The sequence below is a fragment of the Streptomyces sp. NPDC093097 genome (assembly GCF_044754325.1).
In the GTDB taxonomy this organism is placed as follows: Bacteria; Actinomycetota; Actinomycetes; order Streptomycetales; family Streptomycetaceae; genus Streptomyces.
The window spans coordinates 111,813-127,881 of record NZ_JBIVOW010000005.1 but is presented as its reverse complement, the minus strand read 5'-3'; the positions used below and the strand labels follow the sequence as shown (position 1 = coordinate 127,881).

Sequence of the window (16,069 nt, the reverse complement as noted above, 5' to 3'; positions counted from 1 at the left end):
GGACCGATGGATCTGCAGCAGATGCGTTACGTCGTCGCGGTGGCGGAGACCGCGAGCTTCACCCGCGCCGCCGAGCGGTGCCACGTCGTCCAGTCCGCGCTCAGCCACCAAGTGGCCCGGTTGGAGAAGGAACTGGGTGCCCGGCTGTTCGAGCGGACCAGCCGCCGGGTGCGGCTGACCACCGCCGGGGAGGCGTTCTTGCCCGCTGCCCGCCGGGCCTTGGAAGCGGCCGAGCGGGCTCGTGCGGACGTAGCCGCGGTCACCGGCGAGATTCGGGGCAAGCTGACCGTGGGATCGATTCCCGCCGTGGGGGCCGTGGACCTCCCCGCGGTGCTACGGGACTTCCGTCGGCGTTACCCCCAGGTGCGGATCAGTCTGCGGGCCGGCTCCAGTGAGCAGCTCATTGAGCGGGTGCGCGAGGGTCAATTGGATGCGGCGTTGCTCGGCGTACAACCCGGATTCGCGCCGCACGGCGTCCACGACCGGGAACTCGCCCACGCGCAGCACGTCGCCGTTCTCGCCCCGGACCACCCACTGGCCACACGACACGAGGTGGACATCCGCCTCCTGGCCGAGGAGGTGTTCGTGGACTTCGCCGACGGCAGCGCCGCCCGCGCCCAGTCGGACCAGGCGTTCGCGGCCGCGGGCCTGCGGCGTGAGGTCGCCTTCGAGGTGTCCGGGGTCGAACTCATGGCCCCCATGGTCCGCCATGGGCTGGGCATCGCCCTGCTGCCCGCGACGTTCGTCGCCGAACTCCACGGCCTGCGGGCTGTGCCGGTCACCAACGGGCCTGTACGGGTGGAACGCCTCGTCTGGGGCCAGTTCCCCCCATCACCCGCCGCCTCCGCCTTCCTCGCACTGCTAGGCGTCGGCACACAGCCCTCGGCCGCATGACCGCCTGGGGCCGTTCGACACATCGCCGCTGAGCCCGTCGCACCGCCCGCCCGACGGCTGGCTGCCCCCTCATCTCTGAAACTGCCGCCGGCAGTCCTGCTTACACAGCTCCCGCTCGAACGGGCATGCGCCTGCTGACTATGAGCCGCGCCCCTTGCAGGGCCTTTCACGGTGACCACCGCGCTGTACGGACCAGCGGGGCCGTTCGGCCCTACGGCCCGAAAGCACGTCGGTAGGAGGCTAGAGACGGGAGTGAAGGAAGGCCGCCGTGAACGCGCCAGACCCTCAGGTCGAGCGACTGATCAACGAGTTCTTCAACGCGGGCCTCGCGCTGCGGGAGGAAGCCTGCGCGCGCTGGCGCACCCGACGGGAACTCGATGCGGTCACGGTGCTGTTGATCCGGTCCTGGTCCGCCAACCGTGCCCTTGCGGCCTTCGAACCGGCTTCCGCATCCCGGCGGTCACAGTTGGTAGCCGACCACGAGAGGCTGAATCGATGGCTCGCATCGGCGCGACCTGGGACCAGCCCCTCTCGCCCCGGCCCGCCGGGCGGGCCCTGAACAAGGCGGAGAGTTCGCTGAGCCAGGGCGTCGCCGGCGCGATGCCACCCCGCCACGCTTGAGCTGCTCGTCATCTCACCACCTATGCCGACGCCACCACGCAGGTGCGGGTACTTGCTGCGTCCGGTGTGGCACCAGCCAGACGGGCCGATGTTCATGGACGCGGTGTGGTGTTCCGCGTGAGCTGGTTCCGCTTCGACGGACACGTCGGTGTGGTGCTGGTTAGGGGTGAGCTCGGGATGCCAGCGCCGTCTCGGCTTCCTTGCTGTCCAAGAGTAGGCCGAACTCCTCGAACGCGATTGTTTGGACCTCTGCTACTGTCGGTGGCAGGCCACCCTTGCCCCGGTGGGCGTGGGCGAGTTCGGCTGCGGCGCGGGCCAGCACTCGCGAGCGCGAGCTCGGTGGTAGGTCGTCGGTGAAGGCAGCCAGCACCTGTCGCCACAGCCCGCTCACCGCTTCTGGTCCTGGTGGCTGTGTGGCAGGTCGTGAACCATCCATGGCCTCTTCCGGTGAGACCGGTATACCCCGTGCGGGCGTCTCTCCACGCACGTGCATCAAGCGCCGGGGCTCTTGAACGCTGCTGCGAACATAGAGGCCCTGCCGAAAGGGGCGGGGGTGTACCGACCTGTACTGTCCGCCTGGCCGCTGAACGGCCGGGCGACTCCGTGAAATGGCCTAACGGGAAAGGGGGTTGGCGACGCCTTTGATCCTGCGTAGGGCTGGATCGCAGAGCGGGGACGCTCGTTCGTGATCGCGGAAGTGAGCAAGCACTGCGTATGGGATGGGAATTGAGCGGACTTGATCGAGGTGGCGGATTCTTCATCTGCGACGGTGACAGTGCGGTGGCCCGTCGGCATGATGCCGGCCCATGAAGATCTCAGCCAGCCCTATCCGCATCGTCCACGACGCCCAGAACCGGCAGCTCCTGCCCGGTGCACTGGCCTACTTCGAGGGCGACGGTCCCTCGAAGGACACGGCCGTCAACCGCCTCGTTGAAGGGCTCGGCGTCACCTTCGACCTCTTCTGGAAGGTGTACGGGCGCAACTCCCTTGACGGCAAAGGGCTCCGGCTGGCTGCCACCGTCCACTACGGCAAAGACCTCCCGAACGCTTTCTGGGATACCGAGCACCAACGGGTGGTCGTGGGGGACGGCGACGGGACGTTCTACCGGAACGTCAGCAGGTCGATCGAGATCATCGGCCACCATCTCACCATGGGCGTCATCGAGCACACCGCCAGACTGGAGTTCACCGGCCAGGCCGGAGCCCTCGCACTCTCCCTCGCAGACGTCTTCGGCTCGCTCGTCAAGCAGCGCTCCCTCGGACAGAGGGCCGACCAGGCCGATTGGCTCATGGGCGCGGACGCGACCGGCCCCGCCTTCGGGCACGGCGCCCTGCGCTCCCTGAAGGCCCCCGGCACCGCCTACAACGGCGACAACGTCGGCACGGACTTACAGGTGGCCGCGATGAAGGACTACGTCCACACCCGCGAAGACAAGGCGGGAGTCCTCATCAACTCCGGCATCCCCGCACACACCTTCTACCTGGTAGCCACGGCGCTCGGCGGCCACGCCTGGGAACGCGCAGGCCAGATCTGGTACGACGCGCTCACCAGCGGCCAGCTTCAACAACAAGCACAATTCAGCGACTTCGCCCGCCTGACCGTCACCGCCGCCCGCGACCGCTACGGCCAAGGCGAGGAAGAACAGGCCGTCCTCGACGCCTGGGCCCAAGTACAGGTGCCCACAACCACCTGAGTTAAGACGAGGACTGGGGTGAGTGAACTAGCCAGGTGCTCAGGCGCGGGCGGTGGACGGCCACCTGAACCTGCTCGCGCCGAACTGCCCCACCTGGTGATCGTGCTGCTGGAGCTCTCCGCGGACGACAAGGCATCGCGAGGTGCGCGTGAGCGCTGAGCATGGCCACCCGCAAAACCGCCCCGGCCAAGGGCTGCAACAAGATGCGCACCTGGCCGTCCGGCGAGAGAAGAACAGCCGCCAACGCAGTGCCACTCCCGGCATCGCCTACGACACTGATATGCGCTACCCAGGGCTTCCGGGGCGGGTGTTGAGCCGGTCCTCCATCGTTAGGAGGTCTTCGGCGGTGTGGGTGACCCGGTCGGTGCCCCGGAGCAGGTACTTACACGGCCGCCCCTTCATGTCCTCGTGCGTGCCGCCGCCATGCCCGGGTGAGCAACGAAGCGCCGCTGCGGAAGAGTGAGGCGTGCTGGCCGTGGCAGGCGATTCCGGAGCCCTGTTGCCAGGTTCAGCGTCATCCGTGCGGTATCGGGAGCGTCGTGTGGGGCTTGGGTAAGGCATTTGCGGATCCGTCGTTTCGGCCATGACCGTCGGCGCCCTGACTGGACTGTGTGTGGCAGCGGGTGCGTCTCTATCGAGGTCCTTTGGCTCTTTCTGTGTACAGGCTTGGGAGTCTCTTCACCGAGGAGAAGTGGTTTGTCATCCCGGTGTCCTCTTCTGACTCAAGGAATGTCGTCGACCTGGTGTTTCCGGGTGGCGCCGCTGTGCGGGGTAGTCGACCGCGATCGTTGTTTCTCTGTGGCTTTCCTGTTGCTTTCCTGTGGCCGATAGTCGGCTCTTACTTGAGGCGCGCTATTTTCGGCCAGTACAGGGAAAAAGTTCGACTTGCTTGCTCTTGAATCCGCTGGTGCAGGGGCTTTTGGGGAACGCGAAACGCAAGTTTCGACGATGGGAATAGGCCGTTCGCTGCCAAGTGATGCTGACGATTCTTCCAAGTTTCGCCAAGTGTCGTTGACGTTCGGATGTGAGGATTTCTAGGGTCAAGGTGTCCCGTCAGAGGATGATTCGAGCAAGGGATGCTTCCGGTAAGGAAGGTGTTCCTCGCGGGATCTCGGTTTCCCCTATGACAAGGGAGATGGCGTGCCGTGGATTTAGCGATGTCCGTTGAGGGTCGGGAGAGGTTTCTTTCCGACCTTCACGTAGGCGTCCTGGGGGTGGACGACTCCCGTGGTGTGAGGTCTTCGTTGCTGGTGCCGGTGTGGTACGGCTACCAGCCGGGCGGTGAAGTGATCGTGCAGACCGCTCGGAAATCGGTGAAGGCTCAGCTGCTTCTGGAGGCGAAGCGGTTCAGTCTGTGTGTGCAGAAGGAGGTGCCTCCCTACCAGTACGTGAGCGTGGAGGGCCCCGTGGTGGCCGTTGAGGACCCGCTACCGCCGGACGCGCACGAGATGTTGGCCCGCCGCTACCTGGATTCGGAGACAGCCGCGGCGTACTTGGTGGCCAATAGTCACCAGCTCCGCGAGGACATTCTCTTCCGCATGCGCCCGCAACACTGGCGTACGGCCGACTTCGCCGCCTTCGCCGCGCAATTCAGCTAACCACTACCGGCCGATTCTCGGCCGGAGCGGGGTCGCCTCGGTGGGTCCCGCACACAGAGGGAGGGGACAGTTCGATGACGATCGGCGTTTTGAGTGAACCCGTGACGACATGGAATTCGGTCACCGTGCCGTATCCGCGGGAGGGTTCCCTGCATGAATTGTTCGACAGGCAAGCGGTGTCACGCCCACGCGCGCAGGCCGCGGTTCACCACGAACGCACTCTGAGCTACCGCGAACTCAAATGCGGCTCTGATGCGTTGGCGGCCAGGCTGTATGAGGCTGGGGTGCGGCACGGAGACACCGTCGGCGTCTTGGGGGGCCGCTCGCTGGAAGCGCTGGTCGCGTTCTTGGGGGTCCTCAAGGCAGGCGCCGCTTACGTCCCCCTGGACCATTCCACTCCATCCCGGCGCCTTCAGGCCATGGTCGACGACGCGGGAGTGCACACGGTCGTGACCCTGCCCGGCACCGTGTGCCGGCTCCGACGCGTACGCACCCGTCTCGACCTGGTCGCCGCCCAGCCCGCCTCGTGTTCCCGGCCGCCGCTGCCCAGCGTGAGTGGGACGGACTGTGCCTACGTCATGTTCACCTCCGGTTCGACCGGTCGACCCAAGCCTGTGGCCATCCCGCACCGCGGTGTGATCCGGCTTGCTGCCTCTGACCTCGTCACTCAGCGCCCCCGTCCTGGTGACCGGGTTCTGCACGCCTACGGCCTGTCCTCGGACGCCTCCACCATCGAGATCTGGGCCCCCTTGCTCAGCGGTGCCAGCCTTGTCCTGGTGGACAGGCAAGAGCTGCTCTCACCCGCCGTGCTCGAAGAGCGGCTCGTCTGTGAGCGTGTCACCATCGCCTACCTCACGACCGGCGTCTTCCACTACATTGCGCGCACCAGGCCAAAGACGCTGCGTACCTTGCGGTTCGCCTCTGCCGGGGGAGAGGCCATGGACCCGGACTTGGCCCGGGCCGTACTGCACGCCTGCCCGGACACGAGTGTGGTCAACTTCTACGGGCCCACGGAGAACAGCGTGGTGTCCACCGCACACCTGGTGCGCGATGTGCCTGTGGGGGCTACGGCCGTGCCGATCGGCCGGCCGCTTGAGCATTCCACCTGCTGCGTTCTGCGGGATGACGGCAGGCCCGCGCTGGTGGGGGAGGAGGGCGAGCTGTTCGTGGGTGGGGATGGTCTGGCTTTGGGGTATCTCGGCGACCCGGAGCTGACGTCCGCACGCTTCGTGGAGAGCCCGCTTGTGCCGGGGGATCACATGTATCGCACCGGCGACCGGGCCGTTTGGCGCGAGGACGGCGAACTGGAATACCGGGCTCGGGCGGACCGCCAGATCAAGCTGCGTGGACACCGCATCGAGCTGGACGAGATCGAGGCGCGCCTGAGGGCGGACGAGCGAGTCGGCGAGGCCGCCGTGGAGTTGGAGGGGGACCTCCTGGTCGGCTACGTCACCCCCGCCCGCGCCGGGCAGACCATCCCCCTCGACCACGTCCGCAAGGAGCTTGCCGCCTGGCTGCCGGCTTCGGCGGTCCCTGCGCACCTGATGCAACTCGCCGTCTTCCCGGTCACCTCCGCGGGCAAGGTCGACCGGCACCAGCTGCGTGAGATGACGGGGATGGCCGAGCCCCGGCCACAGTCCAAGGAGAGGGATCAGAGCACCGGTACCCGGCGCATTGTGGCCGACATCTGGCAGATGGTCCTGGGCGTGCGCCCCGATGCACAGGAGGATTTCTTCGCATTGGGCGGTGACTCACTGCTGGCCGCCGAGGCGGTCAACCGCACCCTGGCCGCGTTCGGCATCGACGCCCGGCACGGCAGCGCTCTGGTCCAAAGCCTGCTTCAGGACCCCACGTTGGGCGGCTTCGCCGCCGCCGTCGACGCCGCTGCCCAAGACCGCGCGACGTTTCCCGCCACGCCCGCGGTGGACTTCCGGGCCGAAGCGCGACTGGGCTTCATTCTCCCCCAGTGGCAAGGGGCCTCCCCCAACTGGCAGTTGCCGCGCAACGTCCTGCTGACCGGAGCTTCGGGGTTCGTCGGGGCGTTCCTCCTGGACCGGCTGCTGCGGACCACTCGCGCCCGTATCCATTGCCCGGTGCGCAGTCGCGACCGCGCCCACGCCTGGCGCCGAGTGTCGTCCAACCTGGACCGCTACGGCCTTGCCCGGCCTGCCGCGGACCGTCTGGTGTGCTTTCCCGCCGATCTCGCCGAACCCGGCTTCGGCCTGGGCGACGGCCACTTCGACGAACTCGCCGACACCCTTGATCTCGTGTTCCACTCCGCGGCGCAGGTCAACTTCCTCTACCCCTACACCGCTCTGCGGCGGGCCAACGTCGCTGCCACCAAAGAACTCATTCGGCTGGCCGGCGTGCGCGGCGTACCGGTGCACTTCCTGTCCACCATCGCCGTGGTGGCCGGCTTTGGGACCGCCGGGGTCCGTCACGTCGACGAGCACCTGCCTTTGGATCACGCAGACCGGCTGACCATGGGATACGCCGAGAGCAAGTGGGTAGCCGAACAGAGCCTGCACAACGCGGCCAACCAGGGCCTGCCCGTGGCGATATACCGCCCCTACGAGATCACCGGCGACCGACACACCGGAGCCTGCAACACCGAGACCGCGATCTGCTCACTGTTCAAAACCATCGCCGAGACCGGACTGGCACCCGACATCCCCCTGCCGATGGACTTCGTCCCCGTGGACTACCTCGCCGACGCGATCTGTCGGATAGCCCTCGGACACCGGGCGACGAACCGCACCTACCACCTCACCAACCCTCGCCCAGCACACCTACAGGACATGCTCGACCGGATGCGCGCGGCCGGACACTCCATCCGCCAACTCCCCTACAAAGAATGGGTCGACGAACTCCTCCGCCACGTCGCCCAGCACCCCACGAGCGCCACAGCCCCGTTCGTGTCCCTGTGCGTGGACCGCAGCAACAAGGCCGACATGTCCGTCAAGGAAATGTTCTTCGAGGGCACCTTCCCCACCCTGGGACGCGCCAACGTCGAACGCTTCACCGGCGACCTGAGCTGCCCGCCCGTCGACACGCGGCTGCTGGACCGCTACCTCGACTACTTCTACGCCACCGGCTACCTCAACCGACCCCGCCCGGTCTCCTCCGCCGCTCCTGTCCCCACCGCAACGCAAAGGCACTGAACGCATGGCCTCGCCGTCGCCGAGCGCTGGGGACAACGAGCCCGACGGGAAGCTCATAGCGTTCCCCTTCCCACCTTCGGGAAGTATGGGTCCGCCCGAGGAGTACGCGCGGCTGCGCCGGGAGTGCCCGTTGGTCAGGGTCCGGATGCCGATGGATGCCAGTGCCTGGTACGTCACCCGCCATGCCGACGTCCGCGCACTCCTGGCCGACCCCCGACTGACCCGGCCTACCATCAACGACTGGCCAACGCGCCCTGACGAGGACGCCGGCCGCGGCCCCGCCCTGACCACGATGGCGGAACTGGATGGACCACGGCACACCGCCCTGCGCCAAGCCCTGGCGCCGATGTTCAGCGCCAGAGCCGTGCGAAACCGCCTTCCGCGCCTGCGCGAACTCGCAGAGCAACTACTGGAGTCCTTCCACCAAGGCGGACGTCCCGGCGATCTCGTCGCCGGCTTCACCGCCCCCTTCCCCCTGCTGGTGATGTGCGACCTGGTGGGCATCCCCTACGAACCCCGGCATCGCTTCCTGCCGGTCCTGGAGGAGGCCCTCAGCGCAATGGTCAGCGCCCAGGAGGGGAAACGGGTCACGGAGTTGCTGCGCGCGTACGTGGCCGAGAAGATCGAGCACAAGAGTCGCCTACCCGCCGACGACGTCCTGTCGCTCCTGATCCAGCAGTGCGCGGCCGGCGCCCTGACCCACGAGGACGTCACCGCCTTCGGGCTCTCCGTGCTGACCGCCGGATTCGGCATCAGCGGCATCTTCCTGGCCAACTCGGTGCACACGCTGCTGAACTGGGGCGGTCAATACGAGCGGCTGCGCGACCACCGGAGCCTCTTGCCCAGTGCCGTTGAGGAGTTCCTGCGTTATATGCCGGTCATGAACGGCGTCGTTGTCCTCCAGGCCAACGAAGACCTCAGCCTGTACGGGCAGACCATCCGCAAGGGCGAGGCCGTCCTCCCCGTGATCGCCGCCGCCAACCGGGACGAGAGCGTCTTCACCGACGCCGAACGATTCGACGTGGGGCGCTCGGACAACCCCCACCTGGCGTTCGGCCGCGGCATCCACAACTGCGTCGGCTCCCACCTGGCCCGCGCCAAACTCACCGTAGCCCTCAAGGCACTCCTGGACTGCTTCCCCCACCTGCGCATCGCCGAGGGACACCAACCCACCTGGGACGACACCTCCCTCACCAAGTCTCCCCTCACCCTTCCGGTCACCTGGTGAACCCAGCCGTTGCCCACCCTCTCTGGGCCAACCGACGGCCCTGCACCCGGACGAGGAAGAAGCAGCCATGAACACCACACCGCCAACACGCCTCATCAACATGCCCCTGCCGACTCCGGGCAGCATGGGCCCGCCCCTGGAGTACGCGCGGTTGCGCCGGGAGTGCCCGTTGGCCAGGGTCCGGATGCCGATGGATGCCAGTGCCTGGTACGTCACCCGCCACGCCGACGTCCGCGCACTCCTGGCCGACCCCCGACTGACCCGGCCCACCATCAACGACTGGCCACCGCGCCCCCACCACGCGGCCAGCGACGGACCAGGACTGGTCACGATGATGGAACTCGACGGACCCCAACACACCGCCCTGCGCAGAGCCCTGGCAAAACCGTTCAGCAGGAGGGCCATCAAAGCCCGGATTCCCTCCCTCCGCCAGATCGCCAACCAACTCCTCGATGCCTTCACTGCCGAGAACAGTCCAGCGGACCTGGTCAGCGCATACCTCGAACCCTTCCCCCTGATGGTGATGTGCGAGCTGGTGGGCATCCCCTACCAGGACCGCGACCACTTCCTCCCCCTGGCCGACGCCGCCCTTGGCGCACTGATCACCCTTGACGAGGGACGAAGAGCAACCCAAAGCCTGCGAGAGTACATCTCCTGCCTGATCAGACGGAAACAGCGCACGCCCACCAACGACATCCTCACCACACTGATCCACGCACGTGACACCGGTGCCTTGAACGACGAAACCCTGATCAGCTTCGGCCTCTCCATGCTCGTCGCCGGATACCGCACCACCACCATGTTCCTGGCCAACACGGTGCTCACGCTGCTCCAGAAGCCCGGCCAATACGGACGCCTGCGCGACGACCGGAGCCTCTTGCCCAGTGCCGTTGAGGAGTTCCTGCGTTACATGCCGGTCATGAACGGCGTCGTCGTCCTCCAGGCCAACGAAGACCTCAGCCTGCACGGACAGACCATCCGCAAGGGCGAGGCCGTCCTCCCCGTGATCGCCGCCGCCAACCGCGACAACCACACCTTCGCCAACCCCGATCAACTCGACCTACGCAGAATCGACAACCCTCATCTGGCGTTCGGCCGCGGCACCCACAACTGCATCGGCTCCCACCTGGCCCGCGCCCAACTCACCGTAGCCCTCAAGGCACTCCTGGACCGCTTCCCCCACCTGCGCATCGCCGAGGGACACCAACCCACCTGGGACGACACCTCCCCCAGCAAATCACCACTGACACTCCCCGTCGTCTGGTGACGCCCCGGGCGAACACCAGACACAGCTCCAGAGCACCGCAAACGACCTACCAGAACACCCCCAGGAACTCCTCGACATAGACGTACCAGTTCGGCGATCGCACATCGAGGGGCGCTTGGGAAAGGAACGTTCGCGCCGCCCAACGAAGCAAAGCGGGTGAGTCGTTCATGCTGGTCTGCCCCAAATCGCCGCAGCGCCAGGGCCGATGGACCTCGTGGTGGAACGGCCGACCTTTCCTCCCTCTCACCCCGACGCCGGCCTTGCTCACCAACCAACGGCCGCCGTTCCCCTCTCATCGACTGACTTCGCCAGAGGTGGTCATGAACCTACTGCCCCGCTTTCGCTCAAGGCGTTCCAGGATTCCCGCCGGGCTGCGCATGCGGCCGGCGCTGTGAACGACATCGGCCACCTCACCCTCTGCACCGCCTCCGACCTCCCCCTCGACGACTACACCGACAGCCGCGCCACCGGATCGTTCATCCTCATCTCCCCCGCCGATGGTCAAACCCTCGCCGCGGGAATGGTCGGCACCCCACTGACGGGCCGGGAAAGCGACGTGGTGTCCCACCGATGAACCCCGAGAGAACAACCGCACCATCGCACCACACCGCACACCCGGCACCTGCCCGTCGAACGGGCCCAACATCCTGGCGTCGACCGTTGCCCGGCCTGGCACTCGCGGCGGCCACCGCTGCGCTCGCCACCGCCATCAGCACCCTCTCGCCGCTCCTGAGCGCCCCCATGGTCGGCATACTGCTCGGCATCGCCGGGGCCACCGTGCGGGCCCCAACCGAACGCTGGCGCCCCGGTCTGGCCCTGGCGGGTGGTCGCGGCCTGCGTGTGGCCGTCGTCTTCTTCGGCACGGGGCTGAGCCTGGGCAAGGTCGCCCGGCTCAGCTCCCGCGCCCTGCCCGTTCTGATCCTGATCCTGCTCACCGCCGCGGCGGCGACCTGGTTCTACGCCCGGCTGTTGAAGGTGGAGGGCAACGTCCGCACCCTCATCGGCGTCGGATCGGCGGTCTGCGGCACCTCCGCGATCAGCGCCGTCACCCCGCTGATCGCGGCCAGCCAGGCCGAGATCGCCTGCGCGGTCGGCTCGATCCTGCTCTTCAACACCGCAGCCGTCGTGCTGTTCCCGCTGCTCGGGCACCTGTTGGGGATGTCCCAGAACGCCTTCGGCCTGTGGAGCGGCACCGCCATCCACGACACCTCCTCCGTCGTCGCGGCAGCCTACGGCTACGGACACATCGCCGGGCAGACCGCACTGGTCACCAAGTTGACCCGGACCCTGGCCATCGTCCCGATCTGCCTGACGTTGGCGGTACACCGCAGCCCCGCCCCGGCCGACGGCACCACACAAGACACCAAACCCACGCGTCGCCGACCACCCCTCACCCGCCTGGTACCCCTCTTCCTCCTGGGGTTCCTCGCCGCCGTGACCATCAACTCCCTCGGCGCGATCCCGCACACCTGGCATCCGGCCCTGGCCGCAACCGCCAACTACCTGGCCGCACTTGCCCTCTCAGCCATCGGCCTGTCCTTGTGCCCCCGCGACATCCGTGCCGCCGGCGCCCGCCCCCTGCTCCTGACCGCACTGGTCTGGCTCACCATCGCCGCCCTCTCCCTACTCCTCTACCCCCTCACCCACCTCCTGTGACCGCAACGCCGCTCCGGGCTCCAACAACCATCGGGGCCCGGCCCCCCGCCACTCCCTGCGACCAGGACAAGGAAGACACCCGTGAGCGACGTCCGCAACGTGATCATCATCGGCTCCGGGCCCGCGGGCTACACCGCAGCGCTCTACACCGCCCGCGCATCCCTCAAGCCCCTGGTCTTCGAAGGCGCCGTCACCGCCGGCGGCGCCCTGATGAACACCACCGACGTGGAGAACTTCCCCGGCTTCCGCGACGGCATCATGGGCCCCGACCTTATGGACAACATGCGCGCCCAGGCCGAACGCTTCGGCGCCGAACTGGTCCCGGACGACATCGTCTCCGTCGACCTGACCGAAGAGATCAAGACCGTCACCGACACCGCCGGCACCGTCCACCGCGCCAAGGCCGTCATCGTCACCACCGGCTCCCAGCACCGCAAGCTTGGCCTGCCCCGCGAGGACGAACTCTCCGGCCGCGGCGTCTCCTGGTGCGCCACCTGCGACGGATTCTTCTTCAAGGACCAGGACATCGCCGTCATCGGCGGCGGCGACACCGCCATGGAAGAGGCCACCTTCCTCTCCCGTTTCGCCAAGACCGTCACCGTCGTCCACCGCCGCGACAGCCTCCGCGCCAGCAAGGCCATGCAGGAACGCGCCTTCGCCGACCCGAAGATCCGTTTCGTCTGGGACAGCGAGGTCACTGAGATCCACGGCGAGACCAAGCTCTCCGGCCTGACGCTGCGCAATGTCACCACCGGCCAGACCTCCGAACTCCCGGTCACCGGCCTGTTCATCGCTATCGGCCACGACCCGCGCACCGAACTGTTCAAGGGCCAACTCACCCTCGACGACGAGGGCTACCTCACCGTCGACGCACCCAGCACCCGCACCAATCTGACGGGCGTCTTCGCCGCCGGCGACGTCGTCGACCACACCTACCGCCAGGCCATCACCGCCGCCGGCACCGGCTGCTCCGCCGCCCTCGACGCCGAACGGTTCCTCGCGGCGCTCTCTGACGGCGAGGCCACGGCCGAGCCGGAGAAGACCGCTTCCGCCTGACCTGCGCACCCCGCTTTCCCACCACCCACCCAGTAAGGAGATTGCCATGGCCGGTGCCACGGTGACCGTGACGGACGCCAACTTCGAAGAGGTCGTCCTCAAGAGCGACAAGCCCGTCCTCGTGGACTTCTGGGCCACCTGGTGCGGCCCGTGCCGCCAGGTCGCTCCGTCCCTGGAGGCCATTGCCGCCGAGCACGACGAGATCGTCATCGCGAAGCTGAACACCGACGAGAACCCGGCGACCACCGCCAAGTACAGCGTCATGTCGATCCCGACCATGAACGTCTACAAGGCCGGCGAGGTCGTGAAGACGATCGTCGGTGCCAAGCCGAAGGCCGCCATCGAGCGCGACCTCACGCACTGGGCACCCGCTACGCGAGAGCAGCCACACCAGCCGGGTCGCGCGCCCGACTGATTCCACGAGGCGCACCTCGCCAACTCAAGCCGAGGTACGGCTAGTTGGAGGTGTGGCCGACGTCGCTGTAGACGACGCGGCCCCCTTCCCGGACCTGCTGCGGCAGCACGATCGACTGCGGCCGAAAGCACCCGGCCCCCGCAGCAGCAGGGGCCGGTAACGATCGAGCGACGGGATCGGTGGCCAGCCACTGGCCCGTTGCTACGGGACGGCGACGGGGAGGGGGAGGCGCCGGAGCTTCATCCTGTGCTGGTGTCAGCCGGGTTGTAGGGGCGAGGGCGGCGGACGGTGCGGTGTGTGTTGGCGTCGTTGTAGAGGTCTTGGGCGGCCTTGCCGTACAGGGGTGAGTAGGTGACGTTGTCGTCGTTGGCGTCGTTCCCGCCGCCGTTGTATCCGCCCACGTTCCCGATGACGTTTCCGGTTCTCGCGGAAGGGTTGTAGCCGCTGATCCACGGACCGCCGGAGACGCCCCCGTAGAAGCCTCCGCACTCCATCTGCATCTGGCGGAAGCCTGGCAGCCTGCGGGTGGGGACATCGCAACGCACGGCCTGGTGTGCCCTGTTGAGGGAGGCGGAGTAGGGGTAGCCGATCACTGTGACGCGGTTGTTGTAGCCCGGCGTCCGGGTGAACGTCAGTGCACCAGCGGCGGCTTCGGCTGTCTTGCGCTTGCTGTTCGTTGAGACCTGGACGAAGGCGAGGTCCAGGTCCGATACCGCCTGCTTGGAGTTGGTCCGGTAGCGCGGGTCTACGAAGAGGCGGGTCACCGGATAGATTCCATAGGGTTGGGCGGTGGAAGAGTATCCGAAACGGTAGTCGGGCACGAAGATCGCGTGCCTGGCGTGGGTGAGTCCGATGGCGCAGTGTCCGGCCGTCAGGATGAGGCTGTGACCGTTGCTGTGTACCACGCTGCCCGTGCAGTATGTGGCCTTTCCGTTCACCGGAGTACCGTCGTAGAAGAAGGTGCCCACCATGGGTATCCCCTCGAAGTGCTCGGCCGCGCTGGGAAGGACACTGGCACTGCTCAACAGGCCGGCATGGCTGAGCTGTTCGACGGTTGTCGACACGGTCGCATCCAGGTGAAGGATGCTTGCCAGGTCAACGGGAACGGCTTCGGCCATTCGCTGAGCGGTCCAGTACTTCTCCTCCTCCCGGTTGCGCGCCTTCCCAGGCAAGGGAAGGTTTCTCAACAGGCCGGATACCAGGGTGACGTCGTTGCGAAGCACTCGCGGAACGAGACCGGCCGAGTCCTGTCCCGCGGATGCCGGGGCTACCAGTCCCTGGCCGACGCTGAGTGCGTACGCGCAAAGCGCGAAACCCACCGTTCCGACCAGCCATTTCCTACGTACTGCCACTGAACCCCCTTCACAAAGGGCACATGCCAAAATCGGCTTCCCGTGACGCACCGTCAGGATGTGTGGTGCGTTCCCTGCGTGTGATGCGGTGGGGACGAAGAGTGCACGGGCCAGCGTCGTTGATCGACGTGTCATTCGACCGTCGGCGCCGATCGCCGGCGCTCGTTCCCGCAGCAGCGGGTCGTCCCCAGGCGACACCCCTCAGGGCGTCGCGTCGATGAAGCCCTGACAGGGCCCCTCACTGTCCGGTCAACCGGTTGGCGGGCCGAGCGCGGCAGCGCCTTCGGTATAGAGGTGCCAGCACACCTTGCGCACCCCAGGCTCTCGGGCTAGTTGGACGACCAGCCGTTCCAGCGCGGTGGTGGCGAGGCCGTCCGGGACGAGGGTGACCTGTGTGAGCACATTGACGTGGTTGTCCGGCCGCGTGATGTGGCGGCTGTCCACGCGTACCCCGCATCCCATGAACGCGCGGACGCACAGGGCATGCACCTCGACCTCCGCCTGCTGGTCGCACACGACCTGGAGTGCGCAATGCACCGTCACCGGACACGCGGGGACTTTGAGGTTCCGGAAGCGCGAACGAGGGAGAAGATTCACGGGACACCCCCTGAAGAGAACAGTCAATTGAACCTGGACATAGGTGAGTTGATGGTGATGGGGAGGATGGTTGACGGCGAGGCCGAGAGGGCCGGGCTGTCTTGGTGCGAGTGCGTCGGCCGTGGCCCGGCGAACGGGCGGGCCGGGACAGCACTGAAGAACGTTTCCCCTCTGCTTGTTGTCGGGTGTGACGCAGCACGGCGCAACCCTTGCCGGACAGTTGCTGAGGTCAGACCGTGGTCCCGGGTCGCCGTGCCGCGCGTGGGTCGGCTCTCGACGTCATGGGGGAGTGGCCTTTGTCGTGACAGACGCCTCGATGTCGGGGTCTCTCACGTGCTGGAGCGTAGCGCCATCATTGCGCAAGTACGCAGGCGTTGACGTCGCCTTGGCGCGTTGGCCAACGGTGACTGCGGCGGGCGACGCGAGCCGTTCCCGCACCGGAGGATCGCTACGTATCGGCGAACCTCCGAGCTCAGAGGCCGATCTCCGTCACCGTGCGGAGAGACGGACGATCGTGGGAATGGCTCGGC

Annotated in this window: 13 protein-coding genes; 11 read left to right on the top strand and 2 right to left on the bottom strand. The window is 67.1% G+C overall.

Going from position 1 to position 16,069, the window contains the following annotated elements; translation table 11 throughout:
• Positions 1-6 precede the first annotated feature (6 nt).
• From ACIQE0_RS10625 to trxA, 11 genes are all read left to right on the top strand, one after another.
• Positions 7-894 carry a LysR family transcriptional regulator gene (locus tag ACIQE0_RS10625; protein WP_402330555.1) on the top strand — a complete coding sequence of 296 codons (888 nt, stop codon included), beginning with the start codon at positions 7-9 and terminating at the stop codon, positions 892-894.
• Between the two features lie 495 nt (positions 895-1,389).
• Complete coding sequence (locus ACIQE0_RS10620) at positions 1,390-1,515, top strand: hypothetical protein (protein WP_402330553.1); 126 nt, start codon at positions 1,390-1,392, stop codon at positions 1,513-1,515.
• 806 nt (positions 1,516-2,321) lie between these two features.
• On the top strand, positions 2,322-3,209 hold the full coding sequence (locus ACIQE0_RS10615; RefSeq protein ID WP_402330550.1) for a M4 family metallopeptidase: 888 nt from the start codon (positions 2,322-2,324) through the stop codon (positions 3,207-3,209).
• A gap of 1,214 nt (positions 3,210-4,423) precedes the next feature.
• A complete protein-coding gene (locus tag ACIQE0_RS10610; RefSeq protein WP_402330548.1) occupies positions 4,424-4,807 on the top strand; it encodes a pyridoxamine 5'-phosphate oxidase in 384 nt (127 codons plus the stop codon).
• A gap of 74 nt (positions 4,808-4,881) precedes the next feature.
• Entirely contained in the window at positions 4,882-7,968 is a 3,087-nt protein-coding gene (locus tag ACIQE0_RS10605) for an amino acid adenylation domain-containing protein (RefSeq protein ID WP_402330546.1), read from the top strand.
• An 85-nt stretch (positions 7,969-8,053) separates the two neighbouring features.
• On the top strand, positions 8,054-9,196 hold the full coding sequence (locus ACIQE0_RS10600) for a cytochrome P450 (RefSeq protein ID WP_402330543.1): 1,143 nt from the start codon (positions 8,054-8,056) through the stop codon (positions 9,194-9,196).
• Between the two features lie 67 nt (positions 9,197-9,263).
• A complete protein-coding gene (locus ACIQE0_RS10595; RefSeq protein WP_402330541.1) occupies positions 9,264-10,463 on the top strand; it encodes a cytochrome P450 in 1,200 nt (399 codons plus the stop codon).
• A gap of 391 nt (positions 10,464-10,854) precedes the next feature.
• Positions 10,855-11,037: a hypothetical protein gene (locus ACIQE0_RS10590; RefSeq protein WP_402330540.1), complete on the top strand. Its 183-nt coding sequence runs from the start codon at positions 10,855-10,857 to the stop codon at positions 11,035-11,037.
• A gap of 86 nt (positions 11,038-11,123) precedes the next feature.
• Positions 11,124-12,119, top strand: a complete 996-nt coding sequence (locus tag ACIQE0_RS10585) for a YeiH family protein (RefSeq protein WP_402330537.1) — start codon at positions 11,124-11,126, stop codon at positions 12,117-12,119.
• Positions 12,120-12,200: 81 nt separating this feature from the next.
• A complete protein-coding gene (gene trxB / locus ACIQE0_RS10580; RefSeq protein WP_402330535.1) occupies positions 12,201-13,175 on the top strand; it encodes a thioredoxin-disulfide reductase in 975 nt (324 codons plus the stop codon).
• Positions 13,176-13,221: 46 nt separating this feature from the next.
• A complete protein-coding gene (trxA, locus tag ACIQE0_RS10575; RefSeq protein ID WP_402330533.1) occupies positions 13,222-13,590 on the top strand; it encodes a thioredoxin in 369 nt (122 codons plus the stop codon).
• 239 nt (positions 13,591-13,829) lie between these two features.
• On the opposite strand, the gene ACIQE0_RS10570 is transcribed toward trxA, so the two are convergent.
• Positions 13,830-14,813: a trypsin-like serine peptidase gene (locus tag ACIQE0_RS10570; RefSeq protein ID WP_402330531.1), complete on the bottom strand. Its 984-nt coding sequence runs from the start codon at positions 14,811-14,813 to the stop codon at positions 13,830-13,832.
• Between the two features lie 378 nt (positions 14,814-15,191).
• Positions 15,192-15,458, bottom strand: a complete 267-nt coding sequence (locus tag ACIQE0_RS10565; protein WP_402330528.1) for a hypothetical protein — start codon at positions 15,456-15,458, stop codon at positions 15,192-15,194.
• Positions 15,459-16,069: the final 611 nt, after the last annotated feature.

Excerpts from the sequence above, each read along its gene's own strand:
- ACIQE0_RS10625 (WP_402330555.1), top strand. The coding sequence starts at position 7 with ATGGATCTGCAGCAGATGCGTTACGTCGTCGCGGTGGCGGAGACCGCG.
- ACIQE0_RS10620 (WP_402330553.1), top strand. The coding sequence starts at position 1,390 with ATGGCTCGCATCGGCGCGACCTGGGACCAGCCCCTCTCGCCCCGGCCC.
- ACIQE0_RS10615 (WP_402330550.1), top strand. The coding sequence starts at position 2,322 with ATGAAGATCTCAGCCAGCCCTATCCGCATCGTCCACGACGCCCAGAAC.
- ACIQE0_RS10605 (WP_402330546.1), top strand. The coding sequence starts at position 4,882 with ATGACGATCGGCGTTTTGAGTGAACCCGTGACGACATGGAATTCGGTC.
- ACIQE0_RS10600 (WP_402330543.1), top strand. The coding sequence starts at position 8,054 with ATGGGTCCGCCCGAGGAGTACGCGCGGCTGCGCCGGGAGTGCCCGTTG.
- ACIQE0_RS10595 (WP_402330541.1), top strand. The coding sequence starts at position 9,264 with ATGAACACCACACCGCCAACACGCCTCATCAACATGCCCCTGCCGACT.
- trxA (WP_402330533.1), top strand. The coding sequence starts at position 13,222 with ATGGCCGGTGCCACGGTGACCGTGACGGACGCCAACTTCGAAGAGGTC.